23 protein-coding genes are annotated in these 24767 nt (G+C 32.6%); 22 read left to right on the forward strand and 1 reads right to left on the reverse strand.

Annotated elements, in window-relative coordinates; translation table 11 throughout:
- Positions 1 to 143: 143 nt before the first annotated feature.
- Positions 144 to 1118 (reverse strand): asparaginase, encoded by a 975-nt coding sequence (locus SOJ_RS07995; RefSeq protein WP_002507561.1) that lies wholly within the window; start codon positions 1116 to 1118, stop codon positions 144 to 146.
- A gap of 78 nt (positions 1119 to 1196) precedes the next feature.
- Here SOJ_RS07995 and cmk point away from each other — a divergent pair, with 78 nt between their 5' ends.
- The 22 genes from cmk to asnS all read left to right on the forward strand — a co-directional run bounded on the left by cmk (position 1197) and on the right by asnS (position 24765).
- On the forward strand, positions 1197 to 1856 hold the full coding sequence (gene cmk / locus SOJ_RS08000; protein WP_002507562.1) for a (d)CMP kinase: 660 nt from the start codon (positions 1197 to 1199) through the stop codon (positions 1854 to 1856).
- A gap of 305 nt (positions 1857 to 2161) precedes the next feature.
- Positions 2162 to 3343, forward strand: a complete 1182-nt coding sequence (rpsA, locus tag SOJ_RS08005) for a 30S ribosomal protein S1 (protein WP_002507563.1) — start codon at positions 2162 to 2164, stop codon at positions 3341 to 3343.
- A 189-nt stretch (positions 3344 to 3532) separates the two neighbouring features.
- The gene (der, locus tag SOJ_RS08010; RefSeq protein ID WP_002507564.1) at positions 3533 to 4843 is read left to right on the forward strand and encodes a ribosome biogenesis GTPase Der; all 1311 of its coding nucleotides are present in this window, start codon (positions 3533 to 3535) and stop codon (positions 4841 to 4843) included.
- An 18-nt stretch (positions 4844 to 4861) separates the two neighbouring features.
- Complete coding sequence (locus SOJ_RS08015) at positions 4862 to 5860, forward strand: NAD(P)H-dependent glycerol-3-phosphate dehydrogenase (protein ID WP_002507565.1); 999 nt, start codon at positions 4862 to 4864, stop codon at positions 5858 to 5860.
- Between the two features lie 168 nt (positions 5861 to 6028).
- On the forward strand, positions 6029 to 6301 hold the full coding sequence (locus tag SOJ_RS08020; RefSeq protein ID WP_002483248.1) for an HU family DNA-binding protein: 273 nt from the start codon (positions 6029 to 6031) through the stop codon (positions 6299 to 6301).
- A gap of 329 nt (positions 6302 to 6630) precedes the next feature.
- The gene (locus SOJ_RS08025; RefSeq protein WP_002507566.1) at positions 6631 to 7200 is read left to right on the forward strand and encodes a hypothetical protein; all 570 of its coding nucleotides are present in this window, start codon (positions 6631 to 6633) and stop codon (positions 7198 to 7200) included.
- Between the two features lie 6 nt (positions 7201 to 7206).
- A complete protein-coding gene (locus SOJ_RS08030; RefSeq protein ID WP_002507567.1) occupies positions 7207 to 7908 on the forward strand; it encodes a demethylmenaquinone methyltransferase in 702 nt (233 codons plus the stop codon).
- Positions 7909 to 7934: 26 nt separating this feature from the next.
- A complete protein-coding gene (locus tag SOJ_RS08035; RefSeq protein WP_176722569.1) occupies positions 7935 to 8888 on the forward strand; it encodes a polyprenyl synthetase family protein in 954 nt (317 codons plus the stop codon).
- A 139-nt stretch (positions 8889 to 9027) separates the two neighbouring features.
- Positions 9028 to 9477 carry a nucleoside-diphosphate kinase gene (ndk, locus tag SOJ_RS08040; protein ID WP_002507569.1) on the forward strand — a complete coding sequence of 150 codons (450 nt, stop codon included), beginning with the start codon at positions 9028 to 9030 and terminating at the stop codon, positions 9475 to 9477.
- A 396-nt stretch (positions 9478 to 9873) separates the two neighbouring features.
- Positions 9874 to 11040: a chorismate synthase gene (gene aroC / locus SOJ_RS08045; protein ID WP_002507570.1), complete on the forward strand. Its 1167-nt coding sequence runs from the start codon at positions 9874 to 9876 to the stop codon at positions 11038 to 11040.
- Between the two features lie 38 nt (positions 11041 to 11078).
- On the forward strand, positions 11079 to 12146 hold the full coding sequence (aroB, locus tag SOJ_RS08050) for a 3-dehydroquinate synthase (RefSeq protein WP_002507571.1): 1068 nt from the start codon (positions 11079 to 11081) through the stop codon (positions 12144 to 12146).
- 9 nt (positions 12147 to 12155) lie between these two features.
- Complete coding sequence (gene aroA / locus SOJ_RS08055) at positions 12156 to 13454, forward strand: 3-phosphoshikimate 1-carboxyvinyltransferase (RefSeq protein WP_002507572.1); 1299 nt, start codon at positions 12156 to 12158, stop codon at positions 13452 to 13454.
- A gap of 4 nt (positions 13455 to 13458) precedes the next feature.
- On the forward strand, positions 13459 to 14706 hold the full coding sequence (locus SOJ_RS08060) for a tetratricopeptide repeat protein (protein ID WP_002507573.1): 1248 nt from the start codon (positions 13459 to 13461) through the stop codon (positions 14704 to 14706).
- A gap of 18 nt (positions 14707 to 14724) precedes the next feature.
- A complete protein-coding gene (locus SOJ_RS08065; protein WP_002507574.1) occupies positions 14725 to 15285 on the forward strand; it encodes a YpiB family protein in 561 nt (186 codons plus the stop codon).
- Between the two features lie 4 nt (positions 15286 to 15289).
- Positions 15290 to 15892 carry a DUF1405 domain-containing protein gene (locus tag SOJ_RS08070; protein ID WP_002507575.1) on the forward strand — a complete coding sequence of 201 codons (603 nt, stop codon included), beginning with the start codon at positions 15290 to 15292 and terminating at the stop codon, positions 15890 to 15892.
- A gap of 37 nt (positions 15893 to 15929) precedes the next feature.
- A complete protein-coding gene (locus tag SOJ_RS08075) occupies positions 15930 to 16625 on the forward strand; it encodes a zinc metallopeptidase (protein ID WP_002512429.1) in 696 nt (231 codons plus the stop codon).
- A 373-nt stretch (positions 16626 to 16998) separates the two neighbouring features.
- On the forward strand, positions 16999 to 17316 hold the full coding sequence (locus SOJ_RS08080; RefSeq protein ID WP_002512428.1) for a nucleotide pyrophosphohydrolase: 318 nt from the start codon (positions 16999 to 17001) through the stop codon (positions 17314 to 17316).
- Between the two features lie 32 nt (positions 17317 to 17348).
- Positions 17349 to 18497 carry an N-acetyl-alpha-D-glucosaminyl L-malate synthase BshA gene (gene bshA, locus SOJ_RS08085; protein WP_002507578.1) on the forward strand — a complete coding sequence of 383 codons (1149 nt, stop codon included), beginning with the start codon at positions 17349 to 17351 and terminating at the stop codon, positions 18495 to 18497.
- Entirely contained in the window at positions 18490 to 19695 is a 1206-nt protein-coding gene (locus SOJ_RS08090) for a CCA tRNA nucleotidyltransferase (protein WP_002507579.1), read from the forward strand. Before bshA ends, SOJ_RS08090 begins: the two co-directional genes overlap by 8 nt.
- Positions 19682 to 20653, forward strand: a complete 972-nt coding sequence (locus tag SOJ_RS08095) for a biotin--[acetyl-CoA-carboxylase] ligase (RefSeq protein WP_002507580.1) — start codon at positions 19682 to 19684, stop codon at positions 20651 to 20653. The genes SOJ_RS08090 and SOJ_RS08095 overlap by 14 nt, the downstream gene beginning before the upstream one ends.
- Positions 20654 to 20676: 23 nt before the next feature.
- A complete protein-coding gene (locus SOJ_RS08100) occupies positions 20677 to 23379 on the forward strand; it encodes a helicase C-terminal domain-containing protein (RefSeq protein ID WP_002507581.1) in 2703 nt (900 codons plus the stop codon).
- A gap of 93 nt (positions 23380 to 23472) precedes the next feature.
- Entirely contained in the window at positions 23473 to 24765 is a 1293-nt protein-coding gene (gene asnS, locus SOJ_RS08105) for an asparagine--tRNA ligase (protein WP_002507582.1), read from the forward strand.
- The last annotated feature ends 2 nt before the right edge of the window (positions 24766 to 24767 follow it).

The following is a 24767-nucleotide window of genomic DNA, read 5'->3' on the forward strand; positions in this document are numbered from 1 at the left end:
TAATATAATAAACTAGAGCGTAAGACAGAAATTAAATTTTTCTAATGACATTTTTGTCTCATGCCCAGCTCTGCAAAATCAATTAAAAAATGATGGTTTCTACGTTTAATAAAGTAGAAACCATCATTTCTTTTTTAAAATCATTATAACTGTGATTCGAAATATTTTTTTAACTGCTTAGCGTTTAATTGGTTACTTAAACCTACTAAAAGTTTAAGTCTTGCTTTCGGTCCATTTAATCCATTTGAAAAAACAACGCCTTTTTCAGCTAAGGTAGCACCGCCACCTTCATAGGCATAAATTGGGCCAACAATACCATTAAATGAGCGTGAGACAAGCACAACTGGTATCTCTTTATCTAAACACTTTTCTAGGCCTTCCAAACAAGTAGGTGGAAGGTTGCCTTGTCCTAGACCTTCGATAATAATACCATCAACTTGATGCTCACTATAAAAGTTTAATACATCATTATTCATACCCATATAAGCCTTTACTAAAGGAATGTTTAAATCATGGTTAATATCATTTAAAACTAAATGTTCGTATGGTTTATGGTGGAATTGAACACTATTTTTTGTCACTACGCCCAATGGCCCATGATTAGGACTCTGGAATGTATTCGTATTGGAGGTGTGCGTTTTAGTCACATTTCGTGCAGTATGAATTTCATCGTTAAATACAACCATAACACCCATATCTGCTGCATTATCACTTGAAGCCACTCTAATAGCTGAGATAAAATTATATAAACCATCTGAGCCAATTTCATTTGAAGAACGCATAGCACCCGTAATTGTTATCGGTTTTGAAACATTTATAGTAAGATCTAATAAGTATGCCGTTTCTTCTAACGTATCTGTACCATGTGTAATAACAAACCCATCATAATTTTCATCCCTATTAGCATCTTCAATAATATGCTTTAATGTTTCTACATACTTTATATTCATATGTGGGGATGGAACGTTAAATGGCGTAATTTCTGTTACATCAGCATATTGTTTAATAATGTCTTGATGGTTGGATATTGGATTGTCTGAATTTGTTACTACTTTATTAGTTTCATCTTGTGACATGCTAATCGTCCCACCAGTATGTATGAGAAGAAGTTTTTTCATATGGGCATTCCTCCTATTTATAACTTACATATTTATGATAAAATATTATACATAAAACAACAAGGAAGGTTTACTAAAATGAAATTAATTAATATCGCACTTGATGGACCTGCTGCAGCAGGGAAAAGTACAATAGCTAAACGCGTTGCTGCACAATTATCTATGATTTATGTAGATACTGGCGCAATGTATCGAGCTATAACTTATAAATATTTACAACAAAACAAGACTGAAGACTTCTCGCAATTGATAGATTCATCTGAATTATCATTAACATATGATGAAGAAAAAGGTCAGAGAGTCATTTTAGATAACTATGATGTTACTGATTTTTTAAGAGAAAATAATGTAACAAACAATGTTTCCTTTGTAGCATCTAAAGAAGCTGTGCGTACTTTTGCAGTTAAAAAGCAACAAGAATTAGCAGCTCAAAAGGGCATTGTTATGGATGGTAGAGATATCGGAACAGTTGTATTGCCAGATGCAGATTTAAAAGTTTATATGATTGCCTCTGTTGAAGAACGTGCAATGCGTAGACAAAAAGATAATGAACAAAGAGGCATCGACTCTAATGTAGAACAATTAAAGCAAGAAATTGCGGATCGAGATAATTATGACATGACACGTGAAATTTCACCTTTGAAAAAAGCGGATGATGCAATTACGGTAGATACAACTGGTAAAAGTATTGAAAAAGTAACTGAAGAAATTTTATCATTAGTTACTGAAATTAAATAAAATAATAGTTTTTTTATAAATACAGCGTATTATAGTGCCGTTTCTTTTTAAATTGTGTAAAAAGGTTATATAATAACTAATGTAGGGTATATAAATAAGGTACATTTTTATATCAATTAGATCTGCATATATAAATAAATGTAAATTTTAGGTAAAAATTTCAAAGCTTTAGTTAGCTATAAACCCTGATTTTACAACTTTTTAACAAATAGAATTTGAATTCCTATAATAAAGGGGAATTTCTTGACAATTCTGTCAGTTTATAAGATGTTATAATTATGTAGTGTAATAAGGAGGCAGACAAGATGACTGAAGAATTCAACGAATCAATGATCAAAGAGATTAAAGAAGGGGATACAGTTACTGGTGAGATTCAAGAAATTGATGAAAAACAAGTAATTGTAAACATTAACGGTGCTAAATTTAATGGTATTATCCCTATTAGTCAACTTTCTACGCATCATATAGACAATCCAGGTGATGCTGTCAAAGTTGGTGATGAAATTGGTGCATATGTTACAAAAGTAGAGTATGACGAAGAAAATGAGACAGGTGCTTATATTCTTTCTAAACGTCAACTTGAAACAGAAAAATCATATGAATTTCTACAAGAACAATTAGACAACAATAAAACGATTGAAGCTAAAGTCACTGAAGTAGTAAAAGGTGGTTTAGTAGTCGATGTTGGTCAAAGAGGGTTTGTTCCAGCTTCATTAATTTCAACAGACTTCATTGAAGATTTCTCTGATTTCGAAGGACAAGTTCTTAAACTAAAAGTGGAAGAACTAGATCCTGCTAATAATCGTGTCATTCTTAGTCGTAAAGCTGTAGAGGCATTAGAAAATGCAGAGAAAAAAGACGATTTATTAAATTCACTTAATGAAGGCGATGTTATCGAAGGTAAAGTTGCACGCTTAACTAACTTTGGAGCTTTTGTAGATATCGGCGGCGTAGACGGACTTGTTCACGTTTCTGAATTATCTCATGAACACGTTAAATCTCCAGAAGACGTAGTATCTATTGGAGATACAGTTAACGTAAAAGTAAAATCAGTTGATAGAGATTCAGAGCGCATTTCATTATCAATTAAAGATACTTTACCAAGTCCATTTGAATCAATAAAAGGTGAGTTTAACGAAGGTGATGTCATCGAAGGAACTGTTGTTAGACTAACTAACTTCGGTGCCTTTGTTGAAATTAAACCAGGCGTTCAAGGTTTAGTACACATTTCTGAAATAAGACATACTCACATCGGTTCACCAAGCGAAGTATTAGAGCCTGGAGAAGTCGTAGGTGTCAAAGTACTAGGTGTCGACGTAGAAAAAGAACGTATTTCGTTATCTATTAAAGCAACATTAGAAGCGGAAAATGTAGTTGAAAGTGATAGTGCCACTACGAAATCATACTTGGAAAGTGGTTCTGACGATGATGACAACCCTACTTTTGGTGATGTTTTCGGAGATAAATTAAAAGACTTCAAGTTTTAACGTATAAATTGAACACCAATTTTAAATCTTGTCCTAACATCTATTTAGGACAAGATTTATTTTTATGTAATCTCTAAAAACAATTTTTTAAAACTAACCTAATAATATTAGTACAGATTAAATATTTCTTTTGATTTGCTTTCCCCTTATGATAGAATTATAGAGATTAAAAAAGAGAGGAAGTTAGTTATGACTAAACCTATAGTAGCAATTGTAGGCAGGCCCAATGTAGGCAAATCTACAATTTTCAATAGAGTCGTAGGTGAGCGTGTATCTATCGTAGAAGATACACCCGGTGTGACTCGAGACAGAATTTATTCATCAGGCGAATGGTTAACACATGATTTTAACGTCATCGACACAGGTGGTATTGAAATTGGTGACGCACCATTCCAAACACAAATAAGAGCACAAGCAGAAGTTGCAATTGATGAATCTGATGTCATTATTTTTATGGTTAACGTACGTGAAGGTTTAACACAAAGTGATCAAGTTGTTGCTCAAATGTTGTATAAATCAAAAAAACCAGTTGTTTTAGCAGTAAATAAAGTAGATAATCCAGAAATGAGAAATGAAATCTATGATTTCTATGCGCTTGGCTTTGGCGATCCTTATCCAATTTCTGGTTCGCATGGTTTAGGTCTAGGTGATCTTTTAGATGAAGTTGTCAAACACTTTAAAGAAGAAGAACCCGATCCATATGATGACGATACGATTCGCTTATCTATTATCGGACGTCCAAATGTTGGTAAATCTAGCTTAGTCAATGCAATACTAGGTGAAGAACGTGTTATCGTTTCAAACATAGCAGGAACAACACGTGATGCGGTCGATACTCAATATACTTATGACGACCAAGACTATGTCCTAATTGATACAGCGGGTATGCGTAAAAAAGGTAAAGTATATGAAAATACTGAAAAATATTCTGTATTACGTGCCCTAAAAGCCATCGAACGCTCAAATGTTATTTTAGTTGTTATTGATGCTGATCAAGGCATTATAGAACAAGATAAACGCGTGGCAGGATATGCTCATGAAGAAGGTAAAGCTATTGTAATCGTAGTAAATAAATGGGATACAGTTGATAAAGAAACGAATACTATGAAAAAATTCAAAGATGAGGTTCGTAAAGAATTCCAATTCTTAGATTACGCTGAAGTTGCATTTGTTTCTGCAAAAGAAAGTCAAAGACTTAGAACGTTATTCCCATATATTACACAAGCCAGCGAAAACCATAAAAAACGCGTGAAGAGCTCAACTTTAAATGAAGTAATCACTGACGCTATTTCTATGAACCCAACTCCGACTGATAAAGGTCGTAGATTGAACGTTTTCTATACTACGCAAGTAGCGATTGAACCACCAACCTTTATTGTTTTTGTAAATGATGTAGAATTAATGCACTTTTCTTATAAACGTTATTTGGAAAATCAAATCAGAGCAGCATTCGGTTTTGAAGGTACACCTGTGCATATTATACCTAGAAAGAGAAATTAATTATCGGAGGAGATATTCATGTCTAAAGTAACAGTCTTTGGTACAGGAAGTTTCGGTACAGCTTTGGCAAATGTTTTAGCTGAAAATGGACACCAAGTATTGATGTGGGGTAAAAATGAACAAACAATCAATGAAATTAATGAACAACACATCAATAGTAAATATTTAAAAACAGCTAAGATTAATGATTCAATCAAAGCAACATTAGATATTAAAGATGCTATAAATTTTTCTGAAGTCTTTTTAATGGCATTGCCTACAAAAGCTATGAGAACAGTAGCAAGCGAAATTGATTCACTTTTATCAACTCCAAAAACATTTATACATGTAGCAAAAGGAATAGAAAATGATACTTATAAACGTGTCTCTGAAATGCTAGAAGATTCTATTTCAGCAGAACATAACGCAGGTATCGGTGTATTATCAGGTCCAAGCCACGCAGAAGAAGTTGTAATTAAACAACCAACGACAGTTGCTGCATCTTCTAAGTCACCTGAAGTAAGTAAATTAACACAAGACTTATTCATGAATGACTATTTACGTGTTTACACAAATGATGATCTTGTAGGCGTTGAATTAGGTGGCGCCTTAAAAAATATCATCGCTGTAGCAAGCGGTGTAATTTCAGGTATGGGCTTTGGTGATAATGCTAAAGCAGCACTCATGACAAGAGGTTTAGCTGAAATTAGCCGTTTAGGTGAAAAACTAGGTGCTGATCCTATTACTTTCTTAGGTTTGGGGGGCATTGGTGACTTAATCGTTACATGTACATCTACGCATTCTAGAAACTACACTTTAGGCTTTAAATTGGGTGAAGGAAAATCATTAGACACAGCGTTAGATGAGATGGATATGGTTGTCGAAGGTGTGTACACCACAAAATCAGTTTATCATTTAGCAAAAGCGCAAGATGTTGACATGCCAATAACGAATGCACTTTACAGTGTATTATTTGAAAACAGACCTGTAGATGAGAGTGTTAAAGATCTTATGGGCCGTGGAAAAAAATCAGAATAATGAAGCATTATTACACTTTTTAACAAATATATAGCAATTTGTTGTTAAAATCCTATTATTTCAACGTTTTCTGCGCATAAATCATTGCAGTTGCAGTATTCGTTGTGTTAAAGTCATACCATAATGATATTAAGTATCATTATAAACCCTAGGGGAGGTGAATTCATAATGAACAAGACAGATTTAATCAATGCTGTTGCAGAGCAAGCTGATTTAACTAAAAAAGAGGCTGGTTTAGCTGTAGATGCAGTATTCGAATCAATTCAATCATCACTTTCTAAAGGTGAAAAAGTACAATTAATTGGATTCGGTAACTTCGAAGTACGCGAACGTGCTGCTCGTAAAGGCCGTAACCCACAAACAGGTAAAGAAATTGATATCCCTGCAAGCAAAGTTCCAGCATTCAAAGCTGGTAAAGCATTAAAAGACGCAGTTAAATAATTCTTTACTAAAACTAAAGCCCTTTTATAAGGGGCTTTTTCTTTTTTATACACTTTTAATCTAAAAACGTTAAACAATTTGCATTTATTTATACTTAATATGATATCATTCGATATAACGATGAAATAAATTAAATATTATAATTGTCACAGCGCTTAATATAAATTAAATTATACATACATAAGTCAAAAGATTAATCGTTTCATCACTCTAAAAATGTATTTATACAAATACTTCATACATAAATATTTACCACTATAACTATCGTTGATTTTATTTTTCTCTATATAATGTTAATATGTATATGGATAATAACGTGAGGTGTGAACATGGAAACGACATTAAGCATATTAGAAAAACAAATTGTACATAGACTTAAAGGTATACATTATTATGAATCTATAGCTATTGATGAAAACTTAGCGCAAATTCTCGATTCATATGATATTCCTGAAGAAGCTAGATTGGCTTGCCTCACAATAGATACTGCGATGCGTCATTTAGACGAAGTTTCTACAACGTTATCGTCTAAAAAGTCTATTTTAATTGGTGACTTATTGAGCGCACATTTTTATACATTATTAGCAAAGTTAAACGCTCCAACTTATCAAAAAGAAATAAGTGCAGCAATCGTTGCAGTGAATGAAATGAAGTCGTCAATACATCACGATGCACTTACTAAAGAGAACATCAGTCAATATATATTAAAAGTTGAAAACCTATTTCCACGTATTACAATTCAACATTTTGCTCCTGATGCCAATCTTGAATCACTCAATGACAAATTATTAGCGAACTTAGCTAAAAAACATCCTTCTTATTTAAGTAAATTTTCTAAAGATGAATTACTTACATTTTTAGGTGAAATAAAGACTGAAATACATTCAAAAAAGAGGTAATTAACTATGGCAGATAATAAAGCAAAAAAAGAACAAGTACATGACGTTTTTCAAAATATTTCTGGCAAATACGATCGCCTAAATAATATTATTAGCTTTGAGCAACATAAGACTTGGAGAAAACGGGTTATGAAAGAAATGAACGTTAAACCTGGTAGTAAAGCTTTAGACGTATGTTGTGGTACTGCTGATTGGTCTATCTCACTCAGTAAGGCTGTAGGACCCACAGGCGAAGTCATTGGTGTAGATTTCAGTGAAAACATGCTCGAAGTCGGCAAAGGTAAAACACAAGATATGCATAATATACAACTTGTACATGGCGATGCAATGAATCTACCATTTGAAGACAATGAATTTGATTATGTAACGATTGGGTTTGGTTTACGTAATGTACCTGACTATTTAGCTACACTTAAAGAATTATACAGAGTGCTTAAGCCAGGTGGTATGGTTGTCTGTTTAGAAACTAGCCAACCTACAACACCAGTATTCAAACAAGGTTATAAACTCTATTTTAAATTTATAATGCCTATTTTCGGTAAAATTTTTGCAAAATCCAAAGATGAGTATGAATGGTTACAACAATCTACTTTTGATTTTCCAGATAAAGAAAAGTTAAAACGTCTGTTTACTCAAGCAGGTTTCAGTAATATAAAAATACGTAGCTTTACAGGTGGCGTTGCAGCGATGCACCTTGGCTATAAATAAAAATGAATCAACCAAAGGTGATTAACGTGTCAAAGTTAAACATGAATAGTGAAATAAAGAAAATCGAAAAGCGATTAGAACAATCTCTTATAAGCAATGATAAAGTACTAGAAGATGCTTCTTATCATTTGTTTTCTTCAGGTGGTAAACGCGTTAGACCTGCCTTTGTAATTTTAAGTAGCCAGTTTGGTAAAGAAATGAATGAGGATGTTTATCGTGTAGCTGTTGCGCTTGAATTAATTCATATGGCAACTTTAGTTCACGATGATGTCGTAGATAAGAGTGATAAACGTCGAGGAAGCTTGACTATAGCTAAAAAGTGGGATCAAAATACTGCTATTCTTGCCGGTAACTTTTTACTTGCATCAGCGCTTGAACATATTTCAAGCATTGAAGATAACCGTATTCATTCGGTGATTTCAAATGCCATCGTTGAAGTATGTATGGGGGAGCTATTTCAATTTCAAGATCAATTTAATGGTTATCAAACAATCACGAGTTATTTGCGCAGAATTAATCGCAAAACAGCATTACTGATACAATTATCTACGGAAGTAGGTGCGATTGCTTCTGGTGCTGATTTGAAAACAGTTCATAATTTAAAAATGATTGGTCATTATATTGGCATGAGTTTTCAAATTGTTGACGATATCCTCGATTTTACAAGTACAGAAAAAAAATTAGGGAAACCAGTTGGTAGTGATTTAATGAATGGTCATATCACTTTACCTGTATTATTAGAAATGAGAAAGCACCCAGAGTTTAAAGCGCAAATACAACAACTTACTCCAGATACAGATCAAGAGACGTTTGACTATTGTATCCAACGCATTCAATCATCTGACGTTATAAAAGAATCACAAGTAATCAGTGATAAATATTTAGAAAAAGCATTAAACCTACTTGATCAATTGGAAAGCGAAGCTGCTAAACCTTTATTTAAGAAATTAATTAAAAAAGTGGGGAAAAGAAATTTATAATTATATGAAAAGCATTGAAAGCGCTTTAATTACCTGTTAATATATTAATGTATCTCAAAACATAATATTTTATTGATACATAGTCATGTACATAATTACTGTACAATTGATACATAACAAACAGGGGGATTCACACATTATGGAAAGAACATTTCTAATGATCAAACCAGACGCGGTACAACGCAATTTGGTAGGAGAAATCATTTCTCGTATTGAACGTAAAGGACTAAAGCTTGTAGGCGGTAAATTTATGACTGTACCACAGTCACTTGCAGAAGAACATTATGCAGAACACACAGATAAACCGTTCTATAACAAATTGATTGACTTCATCACTTCTGCACCAGTTTTCGCTATGGTAGTTGAAGGTGAAGATGCAGTAAATATTTCGCGTCATATTATTGGTAAAACTAATCCATCTGAAGCTACACCAGGCACTATTAGAGGAGACTTAGGTTTAACTGTAGGTAGAAACATTATTCATGGTTCAGACTCGGTAGAATCAGCTAAAAAAGAAATTAACCTTTGGTTTAAAGCTGAAGAATTAAGTGATTATACTGGATCACGTGAAGCATGGTTATACGAATAACGTTAACTTCAATAAATCATAGGCTTTATGAAATGAATTATTATAATAAAAAAGCTAACTGAAAAATTCAGTTAGCTTTTTTATTTTATGCTTAACATTTATTTATACAATATACTTAGTATAGTGGATAAAATGTTGTAGATGGAGAGTAAAAAATCAAATTTAACCTTTGCTTTCTTTTCCCCCTATTTAATAGATAATATTGGAAAATGTTAATATTTCTATATAAAATCTAAAGTTATTACTATAAAAAATATTCAAATGTTACACTTAAAACATGGAAGTTTTCATAAGATTCAATATTTGTAAATTTTTCTGTTAATTTGAACAATTGAATGTGATAAGATATAGAGAATATTATAATTTAAAGTACTAAAGGAACGGAGTGGGAAAAGTATGAGATATTTAACTTCTGGTGAATCACATGGACCACAGTTAACTGTAATTATTGAAGGTGTACCAGCAAATCTAGAAATCAACGTAGCAGATATTAATGAAGAAATGTTTAAACGACAAGGTGGATACGGCAGAGGTCGTCGTATGCAAATTGAAAAGGATGCAGTTGAAATTGTTTCAGGAGTGCGTAATGGCTATACTTTAGGTAGTCCAATCACATTGATTGTTACAAATGATGACTTTACACATTGGAAGAAAATCATGGGTGCTGATCCAATAAGTGAAGAAGATCAAGACAATATGAAACGTGTAATTACTAAACCACGCCCTGGCCACGCTGATTTAATTGGTGGTATGAAATACAATCATAGAGATTTAAGAAACGTGTTAGAACGTTCTTCAGCAAGAGAAACTGCTGCACGTGTTGCAGTAGGTGCAGTTTCTAAAATTTTATTAAAACAATTAGATATTAACTTTTATAGTAGAGTGGTTGAAATTGGTGGTATCAAAGATGATATCGAATATGATCTTGAAACGATTAAAGCTAATATTGATAAAAATGATGTTCGTGTTGTAAATGATGAGATAGCTCAAGAAATTCGCGTTAAAATTGACTCAGCTAAAAAAGCAGGCGATACAATCGGCGGTGTAGTTCAAACAATTGTCGAAGGCTTACCAGTAGGTATTGGTAGTTATGTACATTACGATCGTAAACTTGATGGTAGAATTGCCCAAGGCGTTGTAAGTATTAATGCATTTAAAGGGGTAAGCTTTGGTGAAGGGTTCAAAGCAGCTGAAAAACCAGGCAGTGAAATTCAAGATGAAATCTTGTATGATACTACAAATGGTTACTACAGAGGGTCAAATCATTTAGGTGGATTCGAAGGTGGTATGTCTAATGGTATGCCTATCGTAGTTAATGGTGTAATGAAACCAATCCCAACACTTTACAAACCACTAAACTCCGTTGATATTAATACAAAAGAATCATTTAAAGCATCTATTGAGCGTTCTGACAGCTGTGCTGTACCCGCAGCAAGTGTTGTAGTCGAGAATGTTGTAGCATTTGAAATTGCAAAAGCATTACTTGAAGAATTTCAAAGTAATCATATAGAACAGTTAAAATCACAAATAGATGAGCGTCGTTTATTAAATATAGAATACTAAGTAGCAATTTAAAATTTATGAAGTAACTAGGTGAGCATATGAAATTAGAAACTACTTATACATCCAATAACTATCCAATTATTGTAGAACACCATGCATTAGATCAATTACATCAATATATAAATGATTATAAAGATGTTGTGTTGGTAGTTGATGAAACGGTAAATAATAATTGGAATGAAAAGATAGATTTTATCAGTTCTGAATATGGCGCACATAAACTTATCATTCCTTCTGGTGAAACGACAAAATCGTTAGCCTTTTATGAAGAAACGATTGAAGTATTACTCAGTAAACAATTAACACGTGATACTTGTTTAATCGCAGTTGGCGGTGGCGCTACTGGCGATTTTACAGGATTCCTTGCTGCAACCTTATTAAGAGGTGTAGATTTTATTCAAGTACCAACGACTATTCTTGCACATGATTCAAGTGTAGGAGGCAAGGTAGGTATTAATTCTAAACATGGTAAGAATTTAATAGGCGCTTTTTATAGACCTAATGCCGTTATTTATGATTTGAACTTTCTAACAACTTTACCCTATGGAGAAATTTTAAGTGGGTATGCAGAAGTTTATAAACATGCCTTATTGAGTGACATGGAAGCTGTACAAAATATTGAAACACAATACTCTGATCAGCCAGCACTCGCTTCATTAAATGAAATTGAATATTATTTATTTAAAGGTATCCAAACGAAATTAAATATTATCGTCAAAGATGAAAAAGAATCCAATGTCCGTAAATTTTTAAATTTAGGTCACACATTTGGACATGCAGTTGAATACAACTTTAAAATTCCTCATGGCCATGCAGTGATGATAGGTATTATTTATCAATTTATTGTTGCTAATAAAGTCTTAAATAGAGATTTTGATATATCTCATTATTTTAATTATTTAGTCTCATTAAATTACCCATTAGATATCATTAATGAATTTGAGTTTGAAACTTTATATCAACTCATGTTAAAAGATAAGAAAAATGATCAACAAGGGATTCAAATGGTATTATTGGATGGCATTGGCAATCCTGTAGTAAAACACATAGATAAGCCAACACTTCTACATGCATTCACAGATTTCCTAACATATTTTAAAAAGTAGGTGGATTTTTTGACAAACAGTAAAACAATTGATATTAACGGACCATTGATTGGTGAAATAGAAGTACCAGGAGATAAATCTATGACACATAGAGCCATTATGTTAGGTTCTCTTGCATCTGGCATCTCTACAATATATAAACCACTTCTTGGTGAAGATTGCCTGAATACAGTGGAAATTTTCCAACAATTAGGTGTTGAAATTACTGTTGGCGAAGATAAAATAGAAATTAATTCTCCTGGGTATAACCACTTCAAAACGCCTCATCAAGTACTTTATACAGGTAATTCTGGTACAACGACACGTTTGGTGGCTGGTCTGTTAAGTGGTTTAGGCATCGAAACTGTTATTTCAGGTGATGAATCTATTGGTAAAAGACCGATGGACAGAATTATGAAACCTTTAAGCTTAATGAACGCTAATATAACAGGCGTCGATAATAATTACACACCGCTAATCATTAAACCTGCACAAATTAACGGCATGTCTTATCAAATGGAAGTTGCGAGTGCACAAGTGAAAAGTGCAATTTTATTCGCCAGTTTGTTTGCAGAAGAGCCGACAACTGTTAAAGAATTAGGTACAACACGCAATCATACAGAAACGATGTTCCAACATTTCCATATTCCTATTACTACTGATGGGAAAACGATAGAAATGCCAAAACGAGGAATCGAACATATTCAATCCGTAGATTTTCATGTGCCAGGTGATATTTCTTCAGCAGCATACTTTATAGTGGCGGGCTTGATAACAAAAGACAGTGATATTACAATTCACAATGTTGGCATAAACCCAACACGTTCAGGTATTATAGATATCGTGAAACAAATGGAAGGGAACATTACGCTATTCAATCAAACAGATGGTCCAGAACCAACTGCTTCAATCCGCATACAATATTCACCTGATATGAAACCACTCCAAATTGATGGAGATTTAGTGCCAAGAGCAATTGACGAAATTCCAATTGTAGCATTACTATGTTCACAAGCTGAAGGTACAAGTATTGTAAAAGATGCAGAAGAATTGAAAGTTAAAGAAACAAATCGTATTGATACGACTGCGAATATGCTAAATTTATTAGGATTTATGTTACAACCAACAAGCGATGGTATGATTATACATCCTTCAACTTTGGAGCAAACAGCAACAGTCGATAGTTTTACTGATCATCGTATAGGTATGATGCTTGCTATTTCATCATTATTAACAGATGAATCGTTAACTATTAATCAATTCGATGCTGTAAATGTTTCTTTCCCAGGTTTCTTAACGAAGTTAAAACAATTAGAAAAAGAGGGATAAAAGTATGGAAGATATCTATAAACTCATAGACGATATCAACTTACAAAAATTAGATAACTTAGACACTCGTGTGAATGAAGCATTAAGTTCTCCAAAGGACGATGCACTTTTTATACTTGGTGAAACGTTATATAATTACGGTTTAATGCCTCAAGGGCTCGAAGTATTCCGTACGTTATACCATAAATATCCTGATGAAAGTGAACTACTTATCTACTTCATCGAAGGTTTAATGGCTGAGAATCAAACTGATGAAGCTTTAGAATATTTAAACCAAGTTGAATTATCAACTGAACGTTTAATGTTAGAAGCTGATTTATATCAACAATTAAATATGTTAGAAGTTGCGATAGATAAATTAGTCGACGCCATAGATATAGAACCAAATGATCCAATTATACACTATGCACTTGCTGAATTATTGTATTTTGACGGACAATACTTACGTGCAGTTTCTGAATACGAAACTGTGCTTGAAACAGGCGAATATCAAGTGAATGGCACAAATTTATTTTCTCGCTTAGCAGATTGTAGTTTGCAAAGTGGAAACTACAGTGATGCGATTAAAATGTTCGATGAAATCAATGAAGAAGAAATGGTTTCTGAAGATTACTTTAAAAAAGCGATTGCTTATGAAAAAAATGAGCTCTCTCAAGAAGCAATTAATTTAGTTCAAACACTATTATCTAAAGATCCTGACTTCTTACAAGGCTATTTTTATCTGCAACAACTTTATGAAAATGAACATAACCATGCAGAAGCCATTGAAATTGGTAAAGAAGGCTTGAGATTAAGTCAATTTTATAAAGAGTTGATGGTATCAACAGGCAGTATAGCAATTGAACATGGCGATGCTAATGAAGGTGTACAATTATTATTGCAAGCCTTAGAAGTTGATAATGCTTACCAAGAACCACTTTTAATCCTAAGTGATTTATATAGACAAGAAGAAGACTACGAGGCACTTATAGCATTATTGAAATATGTTGATGAAGAAGATTTAGATCCCGTATTTATGTGGCATTTAGCATTTGCGTTAGGACAAGAGGAACGTGACAAAGAAGCACAACATTTCTTTGAATTAGCATATCCAATATTGCACACGCAATCTGCGTTTCTAAGTGATTATTATTTCTATCTAGTTGAAATCGGACAAATTGAACAAGCAAAAACAATGCTAAATCAATTACTGGAATTAGATCCAAGCAATGAAACATGGCATGATGAAGCAGAAAGATTATTATCTTTCTAGTCAAGGAAGGTGAGTAAGATGAGTAATACCCTACAACAAGTGAAAGCTAATTTCATTGAATATCTGCTTTTTCAATATCAGTTTAAATCTAGGATTAGTGTGTGGGTATTAAACTTAATTAAGTCTTCACCTGAGTTACTACAACAAATTCATTTTGTGGATAAACTCATTTCCGATCATCATATTTTGGAAATTGCTATGGAAGATACTGAGCAACAAGGAATCAGGTTTACACTTAAAAACCAGCAGTTGATTAATAGTGACGAAATCTTCAATTATATAGCAAATGATGCTGTGTCTTTTGATATCAAACTGCATTTTAGCAAAGCACAATCTCGAGAGACTCGTTTAGATGAATTATTATTAATGCAATTGTTACATTCACCATACTATGCTATGTATATGCAAGACATCTATAGTATCCCGCTATCAAAGCAAAGCGAGTCCTCTATTATCACGCATTTACAAGATAATATTGATTTAAGTTTACAATTGCATGATAAAGCACTGTTTTATCAATTAACTCAAATCCTTAATACTTTTGAGTTAAGAAATGTAAATAAAACAATGAAGGATTGACCTTATGAATATAAAATCTTTATGGCATTTACTCATTTATAATAAAGGTGTACTTTACTTTCTGCTTATTTGTAATTTATTAGGCACGATATATGGTTATATATGGTATGGTAATCAACTGAGTGTATCGAGTTGGCAGTTCATACCGTTTGTGCCAGACAGTCCAACTGCTTCATTATTTTTATGTATTGCATTAATCGGACTTATCGCAGGTAAGAACTTACCAATTATTGAAGCTTTAGCTTTTGTATCGCTGATAAAATATGGTGTATGGGCAGTTATTATGAACATCATTATGTTTATACAATACGACTCAGTTACAATTATTGGCTGTATGCTTATATTTTCTCACGGTATTATGGCTATAGAGGCATTTTTCTTTTACCCAAGATTTAAAATTACTATTCTTGCTTTTACTATTGCTGTGATATGGGTATTCCATAATGACATTATTGATTATGTATTTATGCAATATCCTTACTATGATTTCATTGCTAACCATGTTGAAGGTATTGCTTACCTCGCGTTTTGGTTAAGTGTCATACCTTTAGTGCTATATTTAAATTTAACTCGATTTAAAAAGGATAAAATATTTGACCATCATTAACGTTCACAGTAAAATGTTTATAAAGGAGTGAGGATTTTTGTCTTTTATCTATATGATTATATACTTTGTTATTCTAATGGTATTGCCTTTATGGGCGCAGCACAAAGTTAAGTCTAATTATGAAAAATATTCACAAGTAAGATCGACAAGTGGTAAGACAGGTCAAGAAGTTGCTATAGAAATACTTCATGCAAACGGCATTTATGATGTTGATGTCGTTGAAGGAAAAGGGTTCTTAACAGATCATTACGACCCTAGAAAAAAAGTTCTTGTGTTATCACCAGCTAACTTCAGTAGACCTTCAGTTGCTGGTACAGCAATTGCAGCCCACGAAGTTGGTCATGCGATACAACACGCAGAAGGTTATTTCTTCTTAAGATTCAGAACATCTTTAGTCCCACTAGCTAACGTAGGTAGTTCAGTTGGTTACTTAGCAGTATTTGCAGGTATTATTTTAACTACTATGCAAAGTACTTTAGGTTCTACAGCATTATGGATTGGAATTGCATTCATGTCTCTTGCAGTATTATTCTCAATTGTTACACTACCAGTTGAATTTAACGCAAGTAGTAGAGCTATGAAACAAATAAAAAGCTTAGACATTGTTAATGAAAAAGAACACCGCCATGCTAAAAAAGTACTTACAGCAGCGGCAATGACTTATGTTGCTTCAACTGCAGTTGCATTAGCAGAGCTTGCAAGATTTATTCTTATTGCTAGATCAAGTGAATAATAATATAAATAAGGTTGAGACATATAATTATGTCTCAACCTTATTTTTTTAGTCATCTTTGCAGGAGTGGGACGACGAAATCTTATTAGAAAAATTAGATTTCTGTCTTGCTTCCATTTTTGTTTAAACTGACATTCTTATTATTTCGGATTTAAATCTCACCAAAAAAACACATCTAAGCAAAAATATTAATTTACTCACTTTTAAAAAGAAGTGGTTACTACTTAATTACGTGCAATAATGAAATAAACAAATTAAAACGATTATAGTCAAATAGTAAATAATATAACGGTTAACTATTGCAGGAATAATGCATGAAGCCTAAAATTAGTCTATACTATATAAGAAACCGTTAGAATGTGAGGCGTATATGATGAAGACTATGAAAAATATGCAAACTGAAGTGGATGACTATATTGGTCAATTTAAAACAGGGTATTTCTCTCCCTTAGCTAATCTTGCGCGATTAACTGAAGAAGTTGGTGAACTGGCAAGAGAGATTAATCACTACCATGGTGAGAAAAAGAAAAAAGAGACAGAAGACGAAAATACAATTAAAGCAGAACTAGGTGATAATTTATTCGTTTTATTATGTATTGCCAATTCTTTAGATATTGACATGACAGAAAGCTTTGATGAAACAATGAAAAAATTTAATACACGTGATAAAGATCGTTTTGAACGAAAATAATTTAATTTGAAATAGAAAGGGTGTCCCACCTTATGAAAATAGGCATTACTTGTTACCCATCTATGGGTGGTTCTGGAATCATCGCCACTGAATTAGGCATAAAACTTGCTGAACGTGGGCATGACATCCATTTTATTACATCTAATATACCTTTTAGAATACGCAAGCCATTACCAAATATCACGTTTCACCAAGTTGAAGTCAATCAGTATGCTGTTTTTCAGTATGCTCCTTATGACATAACTTTAAGTACTAAAATTGCTGAGGTTATCAATGAGTATGATTTAGATTTGTTACATATGCACTATGCAGTCCCTCATGCAGTTTGTGGTATTTTAGCAAAACACATGTCCAAAAAAGACATTAAAATTATGACTACATTGCATGGGACTGATATAACTGTACTAGGTTATGACCATTCTTTAAAAAACGCAATTAAATTTGGTATAGAAGAAAGCGATATTGTGACGAGTGTAAGCCAGTCACTCGCAAAACAAACTAATGATATCATTGAAACAGATAAAGAAATTATTCCAATATATAATTTTGTTCGGGAAAATGAATTTCCAACAAAACCTGATGTACAAACTGAAGAAGATGAACGATTAAAAGCTTGTTATGGAATTAAACCAGAAGAGAAAGTTTTAATTCATGTTTCAAACTTCAGAAGTGTAAAACGTATTGATACAATTATCGATACATTTGCAAAAGTACATAAATCTATGCCGTCAAAATTATTATTATTAGGCGATGGTCCAGAATTAATGGATATGAAACAAAAAGCACGTGATCTAAATATTGAAGATGAAGTTCTTTTTTTAGGAAAACAAAATTGGGTTAGTGAATTTTATCAAATTTCAGACTTAGTCTTACTACTAAGTGAAAAAGAAAGTTTTGGTCTAACACTACTTGAAGCAATGAAATCCGGAGTAGTGCCAATTGGATCTACGGCTGGTGGAATTAAAGAAGTCATTAAACATGAAGATACTGGTTTTTTAGTTGATGTAGGTGATAGTACAAGCGCAAGTGAGTATGCCTTAAAATTACTCACAGATGCAAAGCTTTATAAAACAATGCAAACACAAATGCTAGCAGATGTCTCAGAACGCTTTTCGTCTGACTTAATTGCAGATCAATATGAGTATTACTACAAAAAAATGTTAGAGGGTAACAATGACTAAAACATTATTCGAAGCGGCAAAGCCAATTTTAGAAACTTTACAAAAACATCAGTACCAAGCATTTTATGTTGGTGGGGCAGTTAGAGATTACTTAATGCAAAAATCAATTCATGATATTGATATTACGACTAGTGCCACACCAGATGAAATTGAAGCAGTATTTGATAAGACCATTCCTATTGGTAGGGAACATGGTACGATTAATGTCGTCTATAATGGCGATCAATATGAAGTGACAACTTTTCGTGCTGAAGGTGAGTATGATGATCATCGTAGACCTAATGAAGTCTTTTTTGTAAGAGACTTATACGAAGACGTAAAACGAAGAGATTTTACAATGAATGCCATTGCTATGGATGTGAATTATCAAATCCATGATTACTTTGATGGACTAAAAGATATAGAACAGCGATTAATCAAGACAGTTGGAGATCCAGCAGAACGATTTAACGAAGATGCATTACGTATTATTAGAGGTTTGCGCTTTCAATCACAACTTGGGTTTACGTTGGAGAAAGCTACATTTAATGGTATGCATGCCCATATAGCAGATATTGCGCATTTATCTATTGAACGTATCGTAATTGAACTTAAAAAATTAACATTAGGTCAATATGTGGCCCAAAGTTTCAATAATTTAAAGTACTTTAATGCATTTAATTATATACCATTTTTTAAACGTTTTGACTTATCAAAATTCATATTAGAAGAATCAATATCATTATCAATGTTAATTGCATTCTTAAAAGCACAACAACCCGATGTTGACACACAGCTATCAGATTTGAAAATTAGCAACAATGAAAAAAAATATATCATTAGACTCGAACGCATGTTACAACAAATGCCAGAAATCCACAGCAAACAAAGTTTGAAGTTATTTGTTTATGATTTCGGAAAAGAAGATATACTACAAGTACTAAGTTATGAACGTATGCTCAATAGTAATAATATTATAAAGGTATCTCCATTGATTTTTAATGCTGCTTCCATCAATGAAATTAGCCAAAAGTTACCGATTTCATCAAGAAAAGAAATGGATATAAATGGTAAAGATATATTACAAGTATTAGATAAACCAAGTGGTGCATGGCTTAAACCCATATTACGTCAAGTTGAATGTGCCATAATATCAGGTGAGGTCAAAAACTTTAAACCAGAACTGCTAAAGTGGGTGAAAACACATGTCCAAGTATAGTAAAGATGTTGTTCAAATGTTATATCAGCACCAACCTGATTACATATCGGGTCAATTTATAGCAGAACAATTAAGCATTTCACGTACAGCTGTAAAAAAAGTAATAGATCAACTTAAATTAGAAGGGTGTCAGGTTGAATCAGTGAATCATAAAGGGCATCGCTTAATCCAATTACCTGATAAATGGTATAGTGGCATTGTATTACCAATGCTAAAAGCACAAAATGTATTTGATCATGTTGAAATATTGGAAAGTATTAATTCAACTCAATTACTGGCTAAACAAAAATTAGTAGGTAATACAAACACCTTTCTTATTTTAAGTGACGAACAAACACAAGGTAAAGGCCGATTCAATAGGCCTTGGTCCTCTTCCAAAGGAAAGGGCTTGTGGATGTCGATTGTTTTAAGACCTGATGTACCTTTTGAAATGATAACAAAATTTAATTTATTTATGGCTCTAGGCATAAGAGATGCGATACAACAGTTTAGTATCGATCCGGTTACCATTAAATGGCCAAATGATATTTATATAAATAAACAAAAAGTTTGTGGCTTTTTGACAGAAATGGTTGCGAATAGTGATGGTATTGAAGCGGTTATTTGCGGCATTGGTATTAATATGAACCATTTACAAGAAGATTTTAGTAATGAACTACAACAAAAAGCTACAAGTGTCCGCATTCATGCTGACGAAAAAATTAACCGCTACTATTTTTTACAATCGCTTGTAAGTCATATTGAATATCGATATAAACAATTTCTTACAGAACCATTTTTAACTATTCGAGACGAATACATAGCAGCCTCGAATATTTGGAATAAAACATTAAGATTTACCGAGAATGGTAGACAATTCCACGGAGAAGCGCTTGATATTGATGAAGATGGTTTTTTACTTGTATTGGATGAAGAAAACAATCAACATCGTTTAATCAGTGCAGATATAGAATTTTAACCTCGTTGAAAGGAGGAATGAGAATGACAAAACCGTGTTACGCCGTTATGGATTTAGAAACAACAGGAAACCAATTAGACTATGATGAAATCATTCAAATAGGTATTACTTTTGTTCGTGAAAATAAAATAATCGGCACGTACCATTCAATGATTAAAACAGATTTAGAAATTCCTCCTTTTATACAAGCATTAACATCAATAGAAGAAGCAATGTTAAATCAAGCACCATATTTCCATGAAATAGCTGAAGATATTTATAAACAAATTGATGGTTGTATCTTCGTGGCACACAATGTTGCTTTTGATTTGAACTTTATAAAAAAATCTTTTAAAAATTGTGATATCAACTATCGTCCCAAAAAAGTAATGGATACGTTAGAATTATTTAAAGTCGCGTTTCCAACAGATAAAAGTTACCAGTTAAGTGAGTTAGCAGAAGCACATGGCATTGTTCTAAACAATGCACACCGTGCTGACGAAGATGCTGCTACAACAGCGCAACTTATGATACTCGCATTTGAGAAATTCGAAATGTTGCCTTTAGATACTTTGAAACAACTATATTATTTAAGTAAGAATTTAAAATATGATTTACATGATATTTTATTTGAGATGGTCCGTAATCATAAAGATAAGCCACTAGAGGATGTTTATGACCAATTCGAACAAATTATTTATAAAAAACAAAAAGATTTCAAAGCACCAACAGTAGATTTTGATGGCACTTTGAAAGATTTATATACCTTGATTACTAAGGAACTTAATTTGACCTATCGACCACAACAATTATATCTTTCAGAGATTATTTTAGAACAATTAATGAATAGTGAAAAAGCAATGATTGAAGCACCACTTGGAAGTGGCAAGTCATTTGCGTATTTACTCGCTTCTTTAATGTATAACATTGAAACTGGTAAACACGTAATGATTTCAACTAATACTAAATTATTACAAAACCAATTATTGGAAAAAGATATACCTGCGCTTAAACAAGCTTTAGATTTCAAAATAAATGCTACTTTAATAAAAAGTAAACGTGATTATATTTCATTAGGTTTAATCAGCCAAATCTTGAAAGAAGAAGCCAGTAATTATGAAGTCGGTATATTAAAAATGCAATTATTAATTTGGATTACCGAAACAGACACAGGTGATATTCAAGAACTAGACTTAAAGGGCGGACAAAAAATGTATTTCGAACAAAAGCTAGAGACTTATGTACCTGTTCGAAATGATATACATTACTTCAACTTCATTAAACGAAATGCACAAAATATTCAAATTGGTATTACAAATCATGCCCATTTAATACATGCTGCACATGATAATTCTATTTATCAATTATTTGATGATTGTATTATCGACGAAGCACATCGCTTGCCTGACTATGCTTTAAGCCAAGTAACCAATGAATTGAGTTATTCTGATATCAAATATCAACTCGGCTTAATTGGTAAGACAGAAAATGATAAGTTGCTTAAATCTATCGATCATTTAGAACAACAAAGAATACTTGAAAAATTAGACATACCGCCTATAGATGTTTTCGGGCTAAAAACAACAGTCAATGAGATACATGATTTAAATGAACAATTATTCACTACTATTTTTGAAATCATTCAAAGTTCTGAAGTGCATGACGATGAAGTTCACAAGCTCCATTTTGTCTATCATTTTGACGTTGCACCAATTTTGAACGATTTACATTCAATTATTCATAAACTCAATATGACTTTAGAATTCTTCAATGGTATGAGTCACAAAACAATCAAGTCTGTGCGCAAACAAATACTTTATATTAATGATCGTTTTAAAGAAATTGAGCACAGTTTAAAAAATAACCACACAAGTTATTTATCAATTAAAAATATAAATCAAAAATCAACAATTAGACTTAATGTCAAAGACTATGATGTTAAAGAAATATTAACGACACAAGTATTAGATAAATTTAAATCACTTACATTTATTTCAGGCACATTAACGTTTAACCATTCATTTGAAAATTTCAAACATTGGTTTAATAAAGATATCGTCTTTAACACGTATGAGATTGATTCGAAGGTAATGTCACCAAACCAAACTACCGTATTCATACCTAATGATGTTGCTTCATATAATTATAAAAGTATTGATGATTATGTGAGTTCTATCGTTAATTACGTGATTGAGTATATTAACATTGTAGAGTCTAAATGTTTAATACTATTTACAAGTTATAAAATGATGCATATGGTTCAAGAGTTATTAAATGAATTGCCGGAATTTGAAGACTATGTCGTTTTGACACAACAGCAAAATCAAAACTATAAGATTGTTCAACAATTTAATAGTTTTAATAAAGCAATCTTACTTGGCACAGATACATTTTTTGAAGGCTTTGACTTTCAATCTAATGGCATAAAATGCGTCATGATTGCTAAGTTACCTTTTATGAATCAAAACAATACAAAATATTGGTTAATGGAATCTGAGTTTACTTCTACATTCAAAGATTATGTATTACCTGATGCTGTAACGCGTTTCAGACAGGGCCTCGGTAGATTGATACGTAGTGAAAATGATAAAGGCATTATCGTATCCTTTGATGATCGCTTAATTCGTAGTAATTACAAACAATTTTTTGAACAATCGTTAGAGAGTTACCGTCAAAATAAAGGTGATATCAAACAATTTTCAAGCATACTCAAGAAATTAAAAAAAGAGGACAAACGTAATCAATAAACTCAGCACCCACAACTAGAACTTATACATCTATTTTGTTAAAATATATAAGGATAAAGAAAAGAAGACTACAATATTATTAGGAGACTGGCTATGAAGACAACGATTAAAGAAGCTAAACAATATCTTAACCAAGAAGTTACTATTGGCGCTTGGTTAACTAATAAACGTTCAAGTGGGAAAATAGCATTCCTACAATTAAGAGATGGTACAGGCTTTATGCAAGGCGTCGTAGCAAAAGCAGAAGTAACTGAGGAAACATTTAAATTAGCTAAAGAATTAACACAAGAATCATCTATTTATATTACTGGCGTTATTTCTGAAGATAATCGCTCAGATATTGGTTATGAAATGCAAGTGAAATCAATAGAAGTAATCTCAGAAGCTCATGATTACCCAATTACACCTAAAAGCCATGGTACAGAATTTTTAATGGACCATCGTCATTTGTGGTTACGTTCTAAAAAACAACATGCTGTAATGAAAATTAGAAACGAGATTATTCGTGCAACTTATGCATTCTTTAATGACAATGGTTTCACAAAAATTGATCCACCTATTTTAACAGCAAGTGCACCTGAAGGCACAAGTGAGCTATTCCATACAAAATACTTTGATGAAGACGCGTTCTTATCACAAAGTGGACAGCTTTATATGGAAGCTGCTGCAATGGCTCACGGTAGAGTGTTCTCGTTTGGTCCAACATTCCGTGCTGAAAAATCTAAAACACGTCGTCATTTAATTGAATTCTGGATGATTGAACCTGAAATGGCTTTTTGTGAACATGTACAAAGTTTAGAAGTTCAAGAACAATATGTGACATATGTGATTCAATCTGTATTGACAAATTGTAAACTTGAACTTAATGTATTAGAACGTGATACATCTAAACTTGAAAAAGTAACTACACCATTCCCACGTATTACATACGATAATGCTGTAGTATTCTTAAAAGAACAAGGTTTTGACGATATAGAATGGGGCGAAGATTTCGGTTCTCCTCATGAAACGGCTATCGCTAATCATTATGATTTACCAGTGTTTATCACTAACTATCCAACAAAAATTAAACCTTTTTATATGCAACCGAATCCAGAAAATGAAGATACTGTACTATGTGCAGATTTAATTGCACCTGAAGGTTATGGTGAAATTATAGGTGGGTCTGAACGTATAAATGACCTTGACTTACTAGAGCAACGTATTAATGAATATGGCTTAGACGCTGAAAGTTATAGCTATTATTTAGATTTACGTCGTTATGGTAGCGTACCTCATAGTGGTTTTGGTTTAGGCTTAGAAAGAACTGTGGCTTGGTTATCCGGTGTGGATCACGTTCGTGAAACAGCACCATTCCCACGCTTACTTAATCGATTATATCCATAATA

It is taken from the genome of Staphylococcus sp. OJ82 (genome assembly GCF_000294465.1).
GTDB lineage: Bacteria > Bacillota > Bacilli > Staphylococcales > Staphylococcaceae > Staphylococcus > Staphylococcus equorum.

Coding starts and splice junctions, on each gene's coding strand:
- SOJ_RS08090 (WP_002507579.1), top strand. CDS start 18,490: ATGACTAAAACATTATTCGAAGCGGCAAAGCCAATTTTAGAAACTTTA.
- SOJ_RS08070 (WP_002507575.1), top strand. CDS start 15,290: ATGAATATAAAATCTTTATGGCATTTACTCATTTATAATAAAGGTGTA.
- SOJ_RS08080 (WP_002512428.1), top strand. CDS start 16,999: ATGAAGACTATGAAAAATATGCAAACTGAAGTGGATGACTATATTGGT.
- bshA (WP_002507578.1), top strand. CDS start 17,349: ATGAAAATAGGCATTACTTGTTACCCATCTATGGGTGGTTCTGGAATC.
- SOJ_RS08060 (WP_002507573.1), top strand. CDS start 13,459: ATGGAAGATATCTATAAACTCATAGACGATATCAACTTACAAAAATTA.
- aroB (WP_002507571.1), top strand. CDS start 11,079: ATGAAATTAGAAACTACTTATACATCCAATAACTATCCAATTATTGTA.
- SOJ_RS08025 (WP_002507566.1), top strand. CDS start 6,631: ATGGAAACGACATTAAGCATATTAGAAAAACAAATTGTACATAGACTT.
- SOJ_RS08100 (WP_002507581.1), top strand. CDS start 20,677: ATGACAAAACCGTGTTACGCCGTTATGGATTTAGAAACAACAGGAAAC.
- der (WP_002507564.1), top strand. CDS start 3,533: ATGACTAAACCTATAGTAGCAATTGTAGGCAGGCCCAATGTAGGCAAA.
- SOJ_RS07995 (WP_002507561.1), bottom strand. CDS start 1,118: ATGAAAAAACTTCTTCTCATACATACTGGTGGGACGATTAGCATGTCA.
- SOJ_RS08065 (WP_002507574.1), top strand. CDS start 14,725: ATGAGTAATACCCTACAACAAGTGAAAGCTAATTTCATTGAATATCTG.
- SOJ_RS08015 (WP_002507565.1), top strand. CDS start 4,862: ATGTCTAAAGTAACAGTCTTTGGTACAGGAAGTTTCGGTACAGCTTTG.
- asnS (WP_002507582.1), top strand. CDS start 23,473: ATGAAGACAACGATTAAAGAAGCTAAACAATATCTTAACCAAGAAGTT.
- SOJ_RS08030 (WP_002507567.1), top strand. CDS start 7,207: ATGGCAGATAATAAAGCAAAAAAAGAACAAGTACATGACGTTTTTCAA.
- SOJ_RS08095 (WP_002507580.1), top strand. CDS start 19,682: ATGTCCAAGTATAGTAAAGATGTTGTTCAAATGTTATATCAGCACCAA.
- ndk (WP_002507569.1), top strand. CDS start 9,028: ATGGAAAGAACATTTCTAATGATCAAACCAGACGCGGTACAACGCAAT.
- aroC (WP_002507570.1), top strand. CDS start 9,874: ATGAGATATTTAACTTCTGGTGAATCACATGGACCACAGTTAACTGTA.
- cmk (WP_002507562.1), top strand. CDS start 1,197: ATGAAATTAATTAATATCGCACTTGATGGACCTGCTGCAGCAGGGAAA.
- rpsA (WP_002507563.1), top strand. CDS start 2,162: ATGACTGAAGAATTCAACGAATCAATGATCAAAGAGATTAAAGAAGGG.
- SOJ_RS08020 (WP_002483248.1), top strand. CDS start 6,029: ATGAACAAGACAGATTTAATCAATGCTGTTGCAGAGCAAGCTGATTTA.